The organism is Duganella sp. 1224, assembly GCF_013408245.1.
Lineage (GTDB): Bacteria > Pseudomonadota > Gammaproteobacteria > Burkholderiales > Burkholderiaceae_D > Rugamonas.
In genome coordinates this window covers 29996-44959 of the sequence record NZ_JACBYS010000006.1, presented here as the reverse complement: position 1 = coordinate 44959, position 14964 = coordinate 29996, and the positions used below count along the sequence as shown (strand labels likewise).

The following is a 14964-nucleotide window of genomic DNA, read 5'->3' as shown; positions in this document are numbered from 1 at the left end:
ATTCCCACCCAGGTGGGGATGGCCAGCCGAGTCGTGTGGCAACGCCGCCGGCTCGGCTTTTTCGCATAAATCAGTACAGAATATAAGCAGGATTCCGACACTATGGCAAAGCGTGATTTCTACGAAGTACTCGGTGTGGCTAAAAGCGCATCGGAAGACGAGATCAAGAAGGCCTATCGCAAACTGGCTATGAAGTACCACCCGGACCGCAATCCGGACAGCAAGGACGCGGAAGAGAAATTCAAGGAAGTCAAAGAAGCCTACGAGATGCTGACCAATCCGGAGAAGCGCGAGGCGTATGACCGCTACGGCCACGCCGGCGTCGATCCCAATATGGGCGGCGGCGGCGGTTTCGGCGGCGGCGGCTTCGGCGACGCCTTCGGCGACATCTTCGGCGACATCTTCGGCGGCGGCCGCGGCCGCAGCGCCGGCCCGCAGGTGTACCGCGGCGCCGACCTGCGCTACAATCTGGAAATCACGCTGGAACAGGCGGCGCACGGCTTCGACACCACCATCCGCGTGCCGTCGTGGGACAAGTGCGACACCTGCCACGGCACCGGCGCCAAGCCGGGCACCTCGCCGGTCACCTGCTCGACCTGCGCCGGCCACGGCCAGGTGCGCATGCAGCAGGGCTTCTTCAGCATCCAGCAGACCTGCCCGAAATGCCACGGCACCGGCAAGATCATTCCGGAACCATGCGCGGCCTGCTCGGGCCAGGGCCGCATCAAGCGCAACAAGACGCTGGAAGTGAAGATCCCGGTCGGCATCGACAACGGCATGCGCATCCGCTCGTCCGGCAACGGCGAGCCGGGCACCAACGGCGGGCCGTCGGGCGACCTGTACGTGGAGATCCACATCAAGCCGCACCCGGTGTTCCAGCGCGAAGGCGACGACCTGCACTGCGAAATGCCGATCTCGTTCGCCAAGGCGGCGCTGGGCGGCGAAATCGAGGTGCCGACGTTGTCTGGTAAAGTATCGTTTACGATCCCCGAGGGCACCCAGTCGGGCAAGACCTTCCGCCTCAAGGGCAAGGGCATCAAGGGCGTGCGCTCCGGCTTCGCGGGCGACCTGTTCTGCCACGTGGCGGTCGAGACCCCGGTCAAGCTGACCGAGAAGCAGAAAGAACTGCTGCGTGAATTTGAAAAATCCACCAGCGAGGGCGGCAACAAGCACAGCCCGCAGACGAAAACCTGGCGCGACAAGGTGAAGGACTTTTTTGAGTAACTTCGCCGTCACGCTGGATTGGTAATATCGGACCGCCGCGCTGCCCATTTCGGACAGACCGGCGGTCTTCTTATGTACGAGAGGAGCAACATGGAAACCCTGAAAAACAGCATCTCCCCCCTGCGTCACCTGTTGGAGAACAACCGCAAATGGGCGGCCTCGGAAGTGGAGCGCGACCCGGACTTCTTCAACCGCCTGGCCACGCAAGCAGCGCCGGAATACCTGTGGATCGGTTGCTCCGACAGCCGCGTGCCGGCGAATGAGCTGCTGGGCCTGGCGCCGGGCGACGTCTTCGTCCACCGCAACATCGCCAACGTGGTGGTGCATTCGGACCTGAACTGCCTGTCGGTGCTGCAGTTTGCGATCGAGGTGCTGAAGGTCAAGCACGTGATCATCGTCGGCCACTACGGCTGCAAGGGCGTGCACGCCGCCATGACCGGCACCCGCGTTGGCCTGGTGGACAACTGGCTGCGCCACGTGCACGACGTCCACCAGAAACACGAGCGCTACCTGGGCAGCGTGGTCAACGAGCAGAAGCGCTCGGAGCGCCTGGTGGAACTGAACGTGGTGGAGCAGGTGACCAATGTGTGCGCCACCACCATCGTGCAGGACGCTTGGGACCGCGGCCAGGACCTGACGGTGCACGGCTGGGTCTACGGCATCAACGACGGCAAGCTGATGGACATGGGCATCGCCGTCAGCGGCCGCGACCAGCTGGCCCCAGCGGTGGCCCAGCGCCTGGCGCAATACGACGCTGTAGCAGCCCCGGCGTAACACCCGGACGATAGGGTCGGACCCCGTACGGGGTCCGACCCCGGCGCGCCGCCGTGCGGGTTGGCGCTTCCCGCCCAGTCAGTTCTGACTTAGAATCTGCGCATGACCACCAAAACCCCGCCGGCCATGCCCAAACTGCGCATCGTTGTCGTCAATACCGTCATCCACGACGAGGATGACGAAGCGCTGCATGCGCAAGCCGAGCGTGCGCGGGTGTTGCGTATCGGTCTGCTGGAAGCCGGCTACGACATCATCGCCTCGCTGCCGCCGGACATGTACCTGCCCGAGCGCATCGCCCAGCTGCAGCCGGACATGATCATCGTCGACGCCGAATCGGACGCCCGCGACGTGCTGGAGCATATCGTCATCGCCACCCGCGACGAGCGCCGTCCCATCGTCATGTTCACCGAGGACCAGGACCCGGACAGCATGGAGGCCGCCGTCAACGCCGGCGTCTCCGCCTACGTGGTGGCCGGGCTGCAGGGCGAGCGCATCAAGCCGGTGCTGCAGGTGGCGCTGGCGCAGTTCAAGCGTGAGCAGAAGCTGCTGGACGAACTGTCCGACACCAAGAGCAAGCTGGCCGAGCGCAAGGTCATCGAGCGCGCCAAGGGCCTGCTGATGGCGCGCCAGCGCTTCTCCGAGGAGCAGGCCTACCAGAAGCTGCGCTCCATGGCCATGAGCAAGAACCTCAAGCTGTCCGAAGTGGCGCAGCGCATCCTCGACGTCGAAGACTTGCTGGGCTAAAAACGCCCCCCAAAATGATGCATCGCGCGATTGCGGTGCATTTTTTTCGTCCCCGGATTCCCGCGCTCCCTCTGTAGCCATGCTGGCATAGACATTGCATAGCTGTAATCAAGCGCAATGGTGCGCACGATGTGTCTTGCCAACGGCGGTGAGGCTCACCAGACAATGACGTCTACCAGATCATGAATTCATTCGTGAGGGTAGGCGTTTTTTTTGGCCCATACTGATTGACGACTAAAAATAAGGGGTAGCCATGAAGAACACGGAACGCGAAGCGGGTAACATCGACACCAGGCGCAGGAAAATCATTCATGGTGCAGGTCTGGTAGCGGGAGGAAGCATGTTGGGATTGGCAACGGGTGGCGTGTGGGCAGCGGGGTCGGACAAGCCGGAGAAGGAAGAAATCAAGATCGGCTTCATTCCGCTGACCGACTGCGCCTCCGTGGTGATGGCGTCGGTGCTGGGTTTCGACAAGAAGTACGGCGTCAAGTTCGTGCTCAGCAAAGAGGCCTCGTGGGCCGGCGTGCGCGACAAGCTGGCCAACGGCGATCTGGACGCGGCCCATGTGCTGTATGGCCTGCTGTACGGCGTGCAGATGGGGATCGGCGGCCAGAAGAAGGACATGGCGGTCCTCATGAGCCTCAACAACAACGGCCAGGCCATCACGCTGTCGAAGAAAATCGCCGACAAGGGCGGCGTTGACGGTGCCTCGCTGGCCAGGCTGATGCAGGCCGACAAGCGCGAGTACACCTTCGCCCAGACCTTCCCGACCGGCACCCACGCGATGTGGCTGTACTACTGGCTGGCCGCCAACGGCATCAATCCGCTGAAGGACGCCAAGGTGATCACCGTGCCGCCGCCGCAGATGGTGGCCAATATGCGGGTCGGGAACATGGACGGCTTCTGCGTCGGCGAGCCGTGGGGCCACCGCGCCATCATGGACGGCGTCGGCATCACCGCCATCACCACGCAGGACATCTGGAAGGACCACCCCGAGAAGGTGCTGGGCTCCACGCTGGAATTCGCCAAAAAAAATCCGAACACCTGCCGCGCGATGATGGCCGCCATCCTCGAAGCGGGCAAGTGGATCGATGCCTCGCTGGCCAACAAGAACAAGATGGCCGAGGTCATCGCCGACAAGTCCTACGTCAACACCAGCAAGGACGCGATCGACCAGCGCATCATGGGCCGCTACCAGAATGGCCTGGGCAAGACCTGGGACGATCCGAATCACATGAAGTTCTACAACGACGGCGCGGTCAACTTCCCGTACCTGTCGGACGGCATGTGGTTCATGACGCAGCACCGCCGCTGGGGTCTGCTGAAGGACGATCCTGATTACCTGGCCGTGGCCACCGCCGTCAACCAGATCGACTTGTACAAGGACGCGGCCACCATGACCAAGACGCCGGTGCCCAAGAGCCCCCTGCGCAGTTCGAAGCTGATGGATGGTTCCGTGTGGGACGGCAAGAACCCGAAAGCGTTCGCCGCCTCGTTCAAGATCAAAGCCTGATAACGGGAGAACGCCATGAACGCCATGCTGAAACCCGACGCCGCCGCGTCGGCGCCGCCCGACGCACGCCCGGACGCAGCGGCGGCCGACGTATCGACCGCCAACGCGTCTACCGCCGAGGCAGCGCCGGATGCCGCCGCGCCGGCGCGCCGTCCACGCCGCCCGCTGGCCGCCAACTCCACGGCGCGCGCGCGCCGGCAGGTCTCGGCCACCGTGCTGAAAATCGTCGCGCCGGTCGTGGGTGCGGCCTTGCTGGTCGCCGTATGGCAGCTGATCACGATGAACAACGCCACCTTCCCGACGCCGGCGGCCACGCTGGACGAAGCGGTCAAGCTGTTCTCCGATCCGTTCTACCGCAACAGCCCGAATGACCAGGGCATCGGCTGGAACCTGCTGGCGTCCCTGCAGCGCGTGGGCATCGGCTTTGGCCTGGCGGCGCTGATCGGCATCCCGCTCGGTTTCCTGATCGGCCGCGTGCAATTCTTCGGCAGCATGTTCGGGCCGATCATCAGCCTGCTCAAGCCCGTGTCGCCGCTGGCCTGGCTGCCGATCGGCCTGCTGGTGTTCAAGTCGGCGAATCCCGCCGCGATCTGGTCGATCTTCATCTGCTCGATCTGGCCGATGATCATCAACACCGCCGTCGGCGTGCAGCGCGTGCCGCAGGATTACATGAACGTGGCGCGGGTACTGAATCTCTCCGAATGGAAGGTGCTGACCAAGATACTGCTGCCATCGGCGCTGCCCTACATCCTGACCGGCGTGCGCCTGTCGATCGGCACCGCGTGGCTGGTGATCGTGGCGGCCGAGATGCTGACCGGCGGCGTGGGCATCGGCTTCTGGCTGTGGGACGAGTGGAACAACCTGAACGTACCGCACATCATCATCGCCATCGTTTCGATTGGCCTGGTCGGGCTGCTGCTGGAGCAGGCGCTGATGGCGCTGGCCCGTGCCTTCACCTACGAACAAGTATCCAACTAAGGAGCGCGATCATGGACGAATCACGATTCATCGATATCGAAGGCGTGGAGATGGTGTTCCACACGAAGAAGGGCGTGTTCCATGCGCTGCGCGAGATCGACCTCAAGGTGGCCAAGGGCGAATTCATCACGCTGATCGGCCACTCCGGCTGCGGCAAGTCGACCCTGCTCAACCTGATCGCCGGCCTGCTGCAGCCGAGCGACGGCGTGCTGTTGTGCGCCAACCGCGAAATCGCCGGGCCCTCGCCGGAGCGCTCGGTGGTGTTCCAGAACCACTCGCTGCTGCCGTGGCTGACCTGCTACGAGAATATCCACCTCGGCGTGGAGCGCGTGTTCGGCAAGGCGGAATCGAAGGCGCAGCTGAGGGAGCGCACCTTGCAGGCGCTGGCGCTGGTGGGCCTGACGCATGCGGAGAACAAGCGGCCGAATGAAATCTCGGGCGGCATGAAGCAGCGCGTTGGCATCGCCCGCGCGCTGGCGATGGAGCCCAAGGTGCTGCTGATGGACGAACCGTTCGGCGCGCTGGACGCGCTGACGCGCGCGCATCTGCAGGACGAGCTGCTGAAGATCGTCGCCGCCACCAAGTCCACCGTGGTGATGGTGACGCACGACGTGGACGAAGCGGTGCTGCTGTCCGACCGCATCGTCATGATGACCAACGGCCCGGCCGCCACCATCGGCGAAATCGTCGAGGTGCAGCTGGACCGTCCGCGCGACCGCGTGGCGCTGGCGGCCGACGCGCAGTACATGGCATACCGCACGGCGGTGCTGGAATTCCTGTACCGAAAACAGGCCCACCCGGCAAAGGAAGCCGCGTGATGGAGCGCGTCGCCGGCAAGCTGCGTGAATGATGGTCGAAGCGCGCTGGAGGCGGCCGGCCACGCGCTCTATCTGGCGCGCCACTCCCGCGGCGTGCGCACATAGTTCACGCTGCGCCAGACCTGGGCGATGCCGATGTCGAAACCGGAACTCAGCGTGACGGTCACGGTTTTCATCTGGTCGACGTTGGCGTAATTTTCCAGCGCGGCTTTGGCGACGCGACGCGCCAGCGCCTCCGGGTTCTGCGCCGAAGCATCGGTGACCGCCGTCACGGATAACGTCCTGGCGTTCTGCGGTCCGTAGTTGAGCATGACAGAGGCATTGCTGACGCCGGGCAGCGACATAACCGCCTGCCGGACCCGCAGCATGTCGCCGAGCGAACCCGGTAGCGCCATCCACACGCCTGCCACGCAGAACGCCACCAGCGCCGCTGTAACGATGGCGGCGTGGCCGCGCCACACGCGTTCCGTCGGCAGCGCCAGCGGCCCGCGCGCATCGTTGACGACAAATGCGCCCACCGCCAGATCGTGCAGCGTCTGTCGCGTCTTGCGATTGAAGATGAGCAGGTAAGTGGAACAAGCACCCACGCCAAAGATCAGCATCGAAAGGGCTGACGCCACCCATGCATTCAGCCCGCTGAACGCCGAGGGCAAGCTGCCGAGGAAATACGACAGGCAGAAAATGCCGGCACGGAGTAGCGACGCGCCCACGCTCAACGGCGTGCCACTGGCCGTGACGACTCTCAGGCCAAGCACCTTCATGCCGAGCGACTGGCCGTCGCCGACATGGCTTTGCGAGACGCCAAAGTACGCCGTGGCGATGGCAAAGCCCAACACCCGGCCCCATGGCCCCAGCACCGTCAACGGCTCATACAGGCATGCGCCGGCAATCGCGCCAACTATGCCCAGCAGCGCGAAATCGAGGACGAAGGCGACGGCGCGGCGCCAGAGACGCGCGCTCGTCACCGGCGACAGGTCTTCGTCAACGGAAGTGGTATCGCGCGGCACGGCGGCCAGCGCGGTGAGACGGGCTTCGATTTCCGCCACCCGCTCAGGATAGCGATCCGCATCGATATGCTTGCGAACCTGCCTGAGTTCCTGTTCCGAGTATTTGCTGTAGTCCGGCTGCTGGTCCATCCACTATCCATTTAAACTTTTGATAACTTAGTATATCGTCTTTTGAGGACGCCAAACCGTCGTTCGTCTCATGTATGCTGTCAAGCCGCCGCGCATGGCGTAGGCTGCACATGTGATCAACGATAGAGGCCGCCATGAAACAACGATTATTCACCGCCGCCTGCTGGCTGTTCGGCGTTCCGCTGCCGGACCATGGCCAGCCCACCGCGACGCGCCCGCTTGCACGCTTCGTCGTCACCCTGCTGCTGGGCGCCGTCATTGGCTATGTCATTGTCTGTTGCGCCGACGCCGCCCAGGATTTCGTCAACGGCTTTAACGCCGGTTGGCACAAGGATGAACCGCTGCCGCCGGAAGTGCGGTGGAGTGTCCCGTTGGGCGGCCTGATAGGCGCGTCGCTGGTGGCGCTGCTGTTCGCGCAAAGCCGCGTCATGAAATCCGCCATCCTGCTGACCGGCGACCGCCTCAATCTGGAGCGCGAACGCGCCAATCGTCAGCAACTGGAGGCGGAGCTGCGCCTGATGAAGGCACAAATCGAACCGCACTTCCTGTTCAACACCCTGGGCGCGGTACAGCAGCTGGCGGAAGACAAGGCGCCACAAGCCGCCGCGTTGACGGCGGAGCTGATCACCTTCCTGCGCGCCACCATGACCAGCCTGCGCGCCGACACCATCCGGCTGGCGGACGACAGCGCGGTATGCGCCGCCTACCTGCGCATCATGCAGGTCAGGCTCGGCGCGCGACTGGCGTTTTCCGTGGACTGCCCGCCCGATCTGGCGGACTTCCCGCTGCCAACCACCTTGCTGCTCACACTGGTGGAGAACGCCGTCAAACACGGCATCGAGCGCGCGCCCGCCGGTGGCCGCATCGACATCACCGCGGCCCGGCAGGAGGATCGTGTAATCATCATGGTGGCCGACACCGGCGCCGGCTTCGGCGCCACGATAGGGCAGGGCGTCGGCCTGCAACACATCCGCGAGCGCCTGGCGCTGGCCTACGGCGACAACGCCCGCCTGACGCTGGAAGAAAACACGCCGAGCGGCGCGATTGCCCGTCTCTATTTGCCGCTATGAAGATCCTGATCGCCGAAGACGAACCGCTGATGCGCGAGCGCCTGCTGGCGCAACTGGCGCAGGCCTGGCCGCAGGCGCGCGTGGTGGCCGTGGCGGAAAACGGCAACGACGCCTGGGACGCGTGGCTGGAGCACGAGCCGGACGTGGTCTTCCTCGATATCCAGATGCCCGGCCTCACTGGCCTGGAAGTCGCGCGCCGCATCGCCGAGCGCTCCCACATCGTTTTCGTGACAGCCTACAACCAGCACGCGCTGGAGGCGCTCCAGCGCGGCGCGGTGGATTATCTGCTCAAGCCGGTGGAGCTGGCCGCGCTGGAGCGCACGGTGGAACGCCTGCGTCGCCGCACACAGCGCCCGGCCGCGCTGGCGCCGGTACTCAGCGAGATCGCACAAGCGGCGCCGCAGCGCCTGACGTGGCTCAAGGCCAGCGTCGGCAAGCGCATCCGCCTGATTAATGTGAACGACGTGCTGTTCCTGCAGTCGGACACCAAGTACACCCGCGTGGTGCTGGCGGACGGCGACGCCCTGATCCGCATCGCGCTGAAAGACCTGCTGGAAGGACTCGACCCGGATCTGTTCTGGCAAATCCACCGTGGCACCATCGTCAACGCCCACGCCATCGCGGCGGTTGAGCGGACCGGGACCGAGCGCCTGCACCTGACCGTGAAAGGCAGCAGCGAGGTGCTGGTCGTCAGCCGCACCTTTACCCACCTGTTTCGCGACTAGCCTGGTCAACGCGGCGCTGGCCGGCGTCCTTTCAACCAGTCGGCAAGGCCGGCGATGTAATCCTGCAGGTGCGCCTTGTCCGGCGCCTGCAGCGCGTGGCTGGCGTTGGGGTATTCGATGAAGGTGAAGTCTTTCTCCGGATGGCGCGCGAAGTCGTCGCGCAACGCGCGGCCGGATTCGATGGCTTCGCTGTCGTCCTTCTCGCCCATGGCGGCGATGATGGGGATGTCCAGCTGCCTATAGGTGACCAGCGGATCGTAGAACAGGTGCGAGCTCCAGTAGCGGTAGGGGTGGCCCATGAACTCTTTTTGGAGGCTGTCCGGATCGGCCTTGATGGCGGCGTAGGTCCGCTGGAAGATATCGCGCGACAGCGGATCGGCGTAGGGCTTGACGCCACGGTCGGCGAAGATCAGGAAGCCTTCACTCTGCGGCAGACCGCCGCTGCCGCCGGTGGCCAGCCAGCCGATACGCTTGCTGCGCAACGCCACCAGCGGCGCCACCACGCCGCCCTCGGAAAAGCCCAGCACCGCCAGGCTGCGCGGGCCGAGCGCCTTCAGTGCAGGCAGGCTGTCGATAAAGGCCAGATTGTCGCTGACGCGGCGCTCCAGATAATCCGCCTCATTGTAGGCGGCGCTGCAGGTGTCGCCAGTGTCGCCTTTCCCGATGCCGGTCTTCTCCAGAAAATACACATCCACTGGCGCCGGGTAGCGCTCAAAGAAGAACGGCACGCGGCTGCCGAAGTCCTTGCATCCCGATCCGCTGATCAGCAGTATTGGCGTGCCGTTACCGGCGGCTTCGGTATCGTGCAGATGATAGTAGCGGCGCGGCTGGCCGTCGATGGTGATCGGCGCTTCGTCCAGCACGCGCGCGGCGAATGCGGAGGAGGCGAGCACGGTTGCGGTGGCGGCAAATAGGAGATGTCGATTCATGTGACAATATTAATCTATTGGCAAAAAAATGAGTATTTGAATGAAGACGATCGCTTACAGCTTGTTATTGGCGGCCAGCCTGGCCGCCTGCAATCGTGTCGAGAAAGCCGTGGAGCCGCCCAAGTCCGCAGTGGCCGCGCCGCCCACGTCGCCGATGCCGGCGGCAGCGCCACAGCCGCCCACCGCCGCCAGAATCAACGAAACGGAACTGATGCGCGCCATCTTTGGCGATGCCTACAAGCCGGCCGACAAGAAAGCCACCGCCACACTGGTCATCGAAGGCAGCGAAATGCTGCATGCGATGACGCCGGTCGCCAGCACGCAGCTGGCCGACGGCCGCGTCGTCCTCATCGTCAACGGCGCGCCAGCCGCCGACGATGGCTCGGAAATAGCGAGCCACGTGTCGTCCGGCATACTGAATGTCTACCTGCTGCGGCGCGAGGGCGATGGCTGGAAGGTATTGCAGCGTCATGAAAATCTCGCCGAGCTGGGATCGGAAGGCTTTATTGGCAGCGTCAAATGGGTGACGCTGGGACCGGGCAAACCAGGGTTCATCGTTTCCAATGGCGGCGTGTGGCAGGGCTATTCGATCAGCCATGCCGCCATTTTTGAACTGGGCAGCGAGGTGCGCGGTCTTGGCAGCTTCAAGGAAGCCTCCAGCAATGAAGGCGGCTGCGGGCCAACCAGCGGACAATGCTGGGACGTGGCGGGCGAGATCCGCTTCGCCCCCGAGCCACAGCAGAGCGGCTATAACGACATCATCGTCAGCTTCACCGACAAGCGCTTCACGGTCACCGAGGATAAAAACGCCGACTTCGTCATACACCCCGGGACCACTACCAAAACGAGCGCCCGCTACCACTTCGATGGCAAGGCATATGTGCTCGCCAGCGGCGCCAACCCGGTGCCCGACATCTGATCCACGCACCGCGATCGCGCACCGATAGTGTGCGCCGTGCACCGTCACATCGCAGCTCACCAATTTAAAAAACGTCATCAAATCGTGCTTCCCCTCTGAGCACAGCGCTCGCGAGGGGTGGCACGGCTCTTGCAACGCATAGGCCAAGGGATCAACGGCGATCTCCCCGAAGTACACGAATACATAGCTGGTCCAAGGACGGACTGGCAGGACAACGGCGTCCGCCCAACCCGGTCTTTGAGGCCTGTGGTTGTGCGGACGCCTTTTTGTTTTCTGAACGGGATAAAAAATGGCCAGCAAAGCTACCAGCATCAAGCTCTTCTCGATTTCAACGCCTCAGATGCGGGCGTTCCACTTGACCTGGATGGCGTTCTTCGTCTGCTTCTTCGCGTGGTTCGCCTGCGCGCCGCTGATGCCGGTGATTAAAGGAGAATTCGGCCTGACGCCAGGGCAGATCGCCAACATCAACATCGCCGCCGTTGCCGTCACCATCATCGTGCGCCTGATCGTCGGCCCGCTGTGCGACCACTTCGGCCCGCGCAAGGCCTATACCGGCCTGCTGCTGATCGGCGCCATCCCGGTCATCGGCGTGGCGTTCGCGCAGAGCTACGAGAGCTTCCTGTTCTTCCGCCTCGCCATCGGCGCGGCTGGCGCCAGCTTCGTCATCACCCAGTACCACACCTCGGTGATGTTCGCGCCCAAGGTGGTGGGCACGGCCAACGCCGCAGCCGCTGGCTGGGGCAATGCCGGCGGTGGCGTCGCGCAAGCCGTCATGCCGCTGCTGATGACTGCCATGGTCATGCTGGGCGTGAGCGAGGGCTTCGGCTGGCGCGCCGCGCTGATCGTGCCGGGTGTGCTGATGATTGTCATGGCCTTTGTTTACTACCGCTACACGCAAGATTGCCCGCAAGGGAACTTCAAGGAACTGCGCGCCGCCGGCGTTGCGATTGATGGTGGCAAGAAGGGCGGCTGGGAGTCGTTCAAGCTGGCCGCCGTCAACTACCGCGTGTGGCTGCTGTTCATCACCTACGGCGCCTGCTTTGGCATCGAGATCTTCATCCACAACATCGCCGCCACCTACTACGTCGATCACTTCAAGCTGACGCTGGCGCAAGCCGGCATGGCGGCCGGCAGCTTTGGCCTGCTGGCGTTGTTCGCCCGCGCGCTGGGCGGCTGGGTGTCGGACAAATTCGCCGCCAACGGCAACCTGAATAACCGCGTCACGCTGCTGTTCGCGCTGATGCTGGGCGAGGGCGCCGGCCTGCTGATGTTCGCCCACGCCGGCAACGCCCTGCTGGCCGTCGCCGCGATGCTGTTCTTTGGCCTGTTCACCCACATGGCCTGCGGCGCCACCTACGCCGTGGTGCCCTTCGTCGACAAGCGCGCCCTGGGCGGCGTGGCCGGCATCATCGGCGCCGGCGGCAACGTGGGCGCGGTCGCCGCCGGCTTCCTGATGAAGGGCACGGGCGACGTGCAGCAAACCCTGAGCATCCTCGGCGTGCTGGTCGCCATCTCCGCCTTGTGCGCACTGGCCGCGCGCTTCAGCAGCGCCACCGTGCAGGAAACCGCAGTCGCCACCGCATAAAGGAATCGCATCATGAAAATTATCGTTATCGGCCACGGCATGGTGGGCCACAAGTTCCTGGAAAGCCTGGCCACTGGCGGCCGCGCCAACCTGCAGGTGACAGTGCTGTGCGAGGAGCCGCGTCCCGCCTACGACCGCGTGCACCTGTCCGAATTCTTTTCCGGGAAAACCGCCGAAGACCTGTCGCTGGTGAAGCCGGGCTTCTTCGAACAAAACGACAGCATGGTGCTGCGCCTGAACACCCGCGCCACCGCCATCGACCTGAAAGCGAAGACTGTCACCACTGGCGAAGGCGAGGTTCTGCCCTACGACAAGCTGGTGATCGCCACCGGCTCGTTCCCCTTCGTGCCGCCGCTGCCGGGCAAGGACCGCAAGGACTGCTTCGTCTACCGCACCATCGAAGACCTCGAAGCGATGCTGGAATGCGGCCAGCGCGCGAAGACCGGCGTGGTGATCGGCGGCGGCCTGCTGGGCCTCGAATGCGCCAAGGCGCTACGCGACATGAAGCTGGATACCCACGTGGTCGAGTTCTCGCCGCGCCTGATGGCGGTGCAGGTGGACGACCACGGCGGCCGTGTGCTGCGCCGTAAGATCGAAGAACTGGGCGTGACCGTCCATACCGGCAAAAACACCACCGCCATCGTTGACGGCACCGAAGCCACGCACCGCATGGAGTTCGCGGACGGCGGCCACCTGGAAGCGGACATGATCGTGTTCTCGGCCGGCATCCGCCCGCGCGACATGCTGGCGAAAGAAGCCGGCCTGGCCATCGGCCCGCGCGGCGGCATCGAAATCAATAACAACTGCGTTACCTCCGATCCGCACGTCTACGCCATCGGCGAGTGCGCGCTGTGGGGCGGCTTGATCTTCGGCCTGGTGGCGCCGGGCTACGAAATGGCGCGCGTCGCCGCCAGGCATATGCTGGGCGAGGCGGCGGAATTCGCCGGCGCCGACATGAGCACCAAGCTGAAACTGATGGGCGTGGATGTGGCGTCGATCGGCGACCCGCATGGCAAGGAAGAGGGCAGCCACGCGTATCAGTTCATCGACGAGCGCAAACAGATCTACAAGAAGATCGTGGTGTCCAGTTGCGGCAAGTACCTGCTGGGCGGTGTGATGGTTGGCGACGCCAGCGAATATGGCACGCTGCTGCAGATGATGTTGAATAAGATCGAGCTGCCTGAATCGCCGGAATTCCTGATCCTGCCGCAGTCCGACGGCGCGGCTAAGCCTGCGCTGGGCGTGGATGCGTTGCCGGATTCGGCGCAGATCTGCTCCTGCAATAACATCTCCAAGGGCCAGCTGTGCGCCGCCGTGCAGAATGGCGCCACCACCATCGGCGAGCTGAAATCCTGCACCACCGCCGGCACCGCGTGCGGCGGCTGCGTGCCTCTGGTAACGCAGGTGATGAAAGCCGAGATGAAGAAGCAGGGCATGGAAGTGAACAACCATGTGTGCGAACACTTCGCGTATTCGCGCCAAGAGCTATTCCACCTGATCAAAGTCGGCAAGATCAGCACCTTCAACGATCTGCTGCACAAGCACGGCAAGGGCCTGGGCTGCGACGTCTGCAAGCCGCTGGCGGCCAGCATCCTCGCCACCATCAACAACGAGTTTGTGCTGAAGAAGGAACACGCCAGCCTGCAGGACACCAACGACTACTTCCTCGGCAACATCCAGAAGGACGGCACCTACTCGGTCGTGCCGCGCATGCCGGCTGGTGAAGTGACGCCGGACGGCCTGATCGCGGTCGGCCAGGTCGCCAAGAAGTATGGCTTGTACACCAAGATCACCGGCGGCGCGCGGGTTGACCTGTTTGGCGCGCGCGTCGAGCAACTGCCGCTGATCTGGGAAGAACTGATTGCCGCCGGCTTCGAGTCCGGCCACGCGTACGGCAAGTCGCTGCGCACGGTGAAGTCCTGCGTGGGCTCGACCTGGTGCCGTTACGGCGTCGATGATTCCATCGGCCTGGCGATTGAACTGGAAAACCGCTACAAGGGCCTGCGCACGCCGCACAAGATCAAATTCGGCGTCTCCGGCTGCACCCGCGAGTGCGCGGAAGCGCAGGGCAAGGACGTGGGCGTGATCGCCACCGAGAAGGGCTGGAATCTTTACGTGGCCGGCAACGGCGGCATGAAGCCACGCCACGCCGAACTGCTGGCGACGGAGCTGGACAAGGAAACGCTGGTCAGATACATCGACCGCTTCCTGATGTTCTACAGCCGCACTGGCGACCGCCTGCAGCGCACCAGCACCTGGCGCGAGAACCTGGAAGGCGGCCTCGATTATCTGAAGGACGTCATCGTCAAGGACAAGCTGGGCATCGGCGCCGAACTGGAAGCCGACATGCAGCACGTGGTCGATACCTACGCTTGCGAGTGGAAGGAGGCGGTGGAAAATCCTGAAACGCGCAAACGTTTCCGCCACTTCGTCAACAGCGACAAGGCCGACGAGAACGTGGTGTTCATGGAGGAGCGCGGCCAGATCCGCCCGGCCACCATTGAAGAGCGCAAGCGCGTTATCCCTATCGCAGTCAATGCAGCTTGAGG

At 63.9% G+C, this 14964-nt stretch carries 13 protein-coding genes; 11 read left to right on the top strand and 2 right to left on the bottom strand.

The genetic code is table 11. The annotated features are described in order from the left end of the window. Positions 1-102: 102 nt before the first annotated feature. From dnaJ to FHW58_RS21655, 6 genes are all read left to right on the top strand, one after another. Positions 103-1224, top strand: a complete 1122-nt coding sequence (gene dnaJ / locus FHW58_RS21680; protein ID WP_179675262.1) for a molecular chaperone DnaJ — start codon at positions 103-105, stop codon at positions 1222-1224. A 90-nt stretch (positions 1225-1314) separates the two neighbouring features. After that, a complete protein-coding gene (can, locus tag FHW58_RS21675; protein ID WP_179675261.1) occupies positions 1315-1998 on the top strand; it encodes a carbonate dehydratase in 684 nt (227 codons plus the stop codon). Positions 1999-2124: 126 nt separating this feature from the next. Continuing rightward, a complete protein-coding gene (locus tag FHW58_RS21670) occupies positions 2125-2742 on the top strand; it encodes an ANTAR domain-containing response regulator (protein ID WP_179675459.1) in 618 nt (205 codons plus the stop codon). A 340-nt stretch (positions 2743-3082) separates the two neighbouring features. Next, complete coding sequence (locus FHW58_RS21665; protein WP_179675260.1) at positions 3083-4255, top strand: CmpA/NrtA family ABC transporter substrate-binding protein; 1173 nt, start codon at positions 3083-3085, stop codon at positions 4253-4255. Between the two features lie 15 nt (positions 4256-4270). After that, entirely contained in the window at positions 4271-5233 is a 963-nt protein-coding gene (gene ntrB / locus FHW58_RS21660) for a nitrate ABC transporter permease (protein WP_179675259.1), read from the top strand. 11 nt (positions 5234-5244) lie between these two features. After that, positions 5245-6051 carry an ABC transporter ATP-binding protein gene (locus tag FHW58_RS21655; protein WP_179675258.1) on the top strand — a complete coding sequence of 269 codons (807 nt, stop codon included), beginning with the start codon at positions 5245-5247 and terminating at the stop codon, positions 6049-6051. A gap of 68 nt (positions 6052-6119) precedes the next feature. Here FHW58_RS21655 and FHW58_RS21650 read toward each other — a convergent pair whose 3' ends face one another. Continuing rightward, positions 6120-7187: an RDD family protein gene (locus tag FHW58_RS21650; RefSeq protein ID WP_179675257.1), complete on the bottom strand. Its 1068-nt coding sequence runs from the start codon at positions 7185-7187 to the stop codon at positions 6120-6122. A gap of 134 nt (positions 7188-7321) precedes the next feature. Between FHW58_RS21650 and FHW58_RS21645 the strand changes: the two genes are divergently transcribed. Both FHW58_RS21645 and FHW58_RS21640 read left to right on the top strand, forming a co-directional pair. Then, the gene (locus FHW58_RS21645; RefSeq protein ID WP_179675256.1) at positions 7322-8257 is read left to right on the top strand and encodes a sensor histidine kinase; all 936 of its coding nucleotides are present in this window, start codon (positions 7322-7324) and stop codon (positions 8255-8257) included. Beyond that, positions 8254-8982, top strand: coding sequence for a LytTR family DNA-binding domain-containing protein (locus FHW58_RS21640; protein ID WP_179675255.1), 729 nt, complete (start codon positions 8254-8256; stop codon positions 8980-8982). Before FHW58_RS21645 ends, FHW58_RS21640 begins: the two co-directional genes overlap by 4 nt. A 5-nt stretch (positions 8983-8987) precedes the next feature. Here FHW58_RS21640 and FHW58_RS21635 read toward each other — a convergent pair whose 3' ends face one another. Next, entirely contained in the window at positions 8988-9911 is a 924-nt protein-coding gene (locus tag FHW58_RS21635; RefSeq protein WP_179675254.1) for an alpha/beta fold hydrolase, read from the bottom strand. A gap of 40 nt (positions 9912-9951) precedes the next feature. On the opposite strand from FHW58_RS21635, the gene FHW58_RS21630 reads away from it, so the two are divergent. The 3 genes from FHW58_RS21630 to nirB all read left to right on the top strand — a co-directional run bounded on the left by FHW58_RS21630 (position 9952) and on the right by nirB (position 14962). Then, positions 9952-10830, top strand: coding sequence for a hypothetical protein (locus FHW58_RS21630; protein WP_179675253.1), 879 nt, complete (start codon positions 9952-9954; stop codon positions 10828-10830). A gap of 289 nt (positions 10831-11119) precedes the next feature. Beyond that, entirely contained in the window at positions 11120-12415 is a 1296-nt protein-coding gene (locus tag FHW58_RS21625; protein WP_179675252.1) for an MFS transporter, read from the top strand. Positions 12416-12427: 12 nt separating this feature from the next. Continuing rightward, positions 12428-14962, top strand: a complete 2535-nt coding sequence (gene nirB / locus FHW58_RS21620; protein ID WP_179675251.1) for a nitrite reductase large subunit NirB — start codon at positions 12428-12430, stop codon at positions 14960-14962. Positions 14963-14964 lie beyond the last annotated feature (2 nt).

What these genes read in the sequence shown, in the direction of transcription:
- dnaJ (WP_179675262.1), top strand. Translation starts at nt 103, where the DNA reads ATGGCAAAGCGTGATTTCTACGAAGTACTCGGTGTGGCTAAAAGCGCA.
- can (WP_179675261.1), top strand. Translation starts at nt 1,315, where the DNA reads ATGGAAACCCTGAAAAACAGCATCTCCCCCCTGCGTCACCTGTTGGAG.
- FHW58_RS21670 (WP_179675459.1), top strand. Translation starts at nt 2,125, where the DNA reads ATGCCCAAACTGCGCATCGTTGTCGTCAATACCGTCATCCACGACGAG.
- FHW58_RS21665 (WP_179675260.1), top strand. Translation starts at nt 3,083, where the DNA reads ATGTTGGGATTGGCAACGGGTGGCGTGTGGGCAGCGGGGTCGGACAAG.
- ntrB (WP_179675259.1), top strand. Translation starts at nt 4,271, where the DNA reads ATGAACGCCATGCTGAAACCCGACGCCGCCGCGTCGGCGCCGCCCGAC.
- FHW58_RS21655 (WP_179675258.1), top strand. Translation starts at nt 5,245, where the DNA reads ATGGACGAATCACGATTCATCGATATCGAAGGCGTGGAGATGGTGTTC.
- FHW58_RS21650 (WP_179675257.1), bottom strand. Translation starts at nt 7,187, where the DNA reads ATGGACCAGCAGCCGGACTACAGCAAATACTCGGAACAGGAACTCAGG.
- FHW58_RS21645 (WP_179675256.1), top strand. Translation starts at nt 7,322, where the DNA reads ATGAAACAACGATTATTCACCGCCGCCTGCTGGCTGTTCGGCGTTCCG.
- FHW58_RS21640 (WP_179675255.1), top strand. Translation starts at nt 8,254, where the DNA reads ATGAAGATCCTGATCGCCGAAGACGAACCGCTGATGCGCGAGCGCCTG.
- FHW58_RS21635 (WP_179675254.1), bottom strand. Translation starts at nt 9,911, where the DNA reads ATGAATCGACATCTCCTATTTGCCGCCACCGCAACCGTGCTCGCCTCC.
- FHW58_RS21630 (WP_179675253.1), top strand. Translation starts at nt 9,952, where the DNA reads ATGAAGACGATCGCTTACAGCTTGTTATTGGCGGCCAGCCTGGCCGCC.
- FHW58_RS21625 (WP_179675252.1), top strand. Translation starts at nt 11,120, where the DNA reads ATGGCCAGCAAAGCTACCAGCATCAAGCTCTTCTCGATTTCAACGCCT.
- nirB (WP_179675251.1), top strand. Translation starts at nt 12,428, where the DNA reads ATGAAAATTATCGTTATCGGCCACGGCATGGTGGGCCACAAGTTCCTG.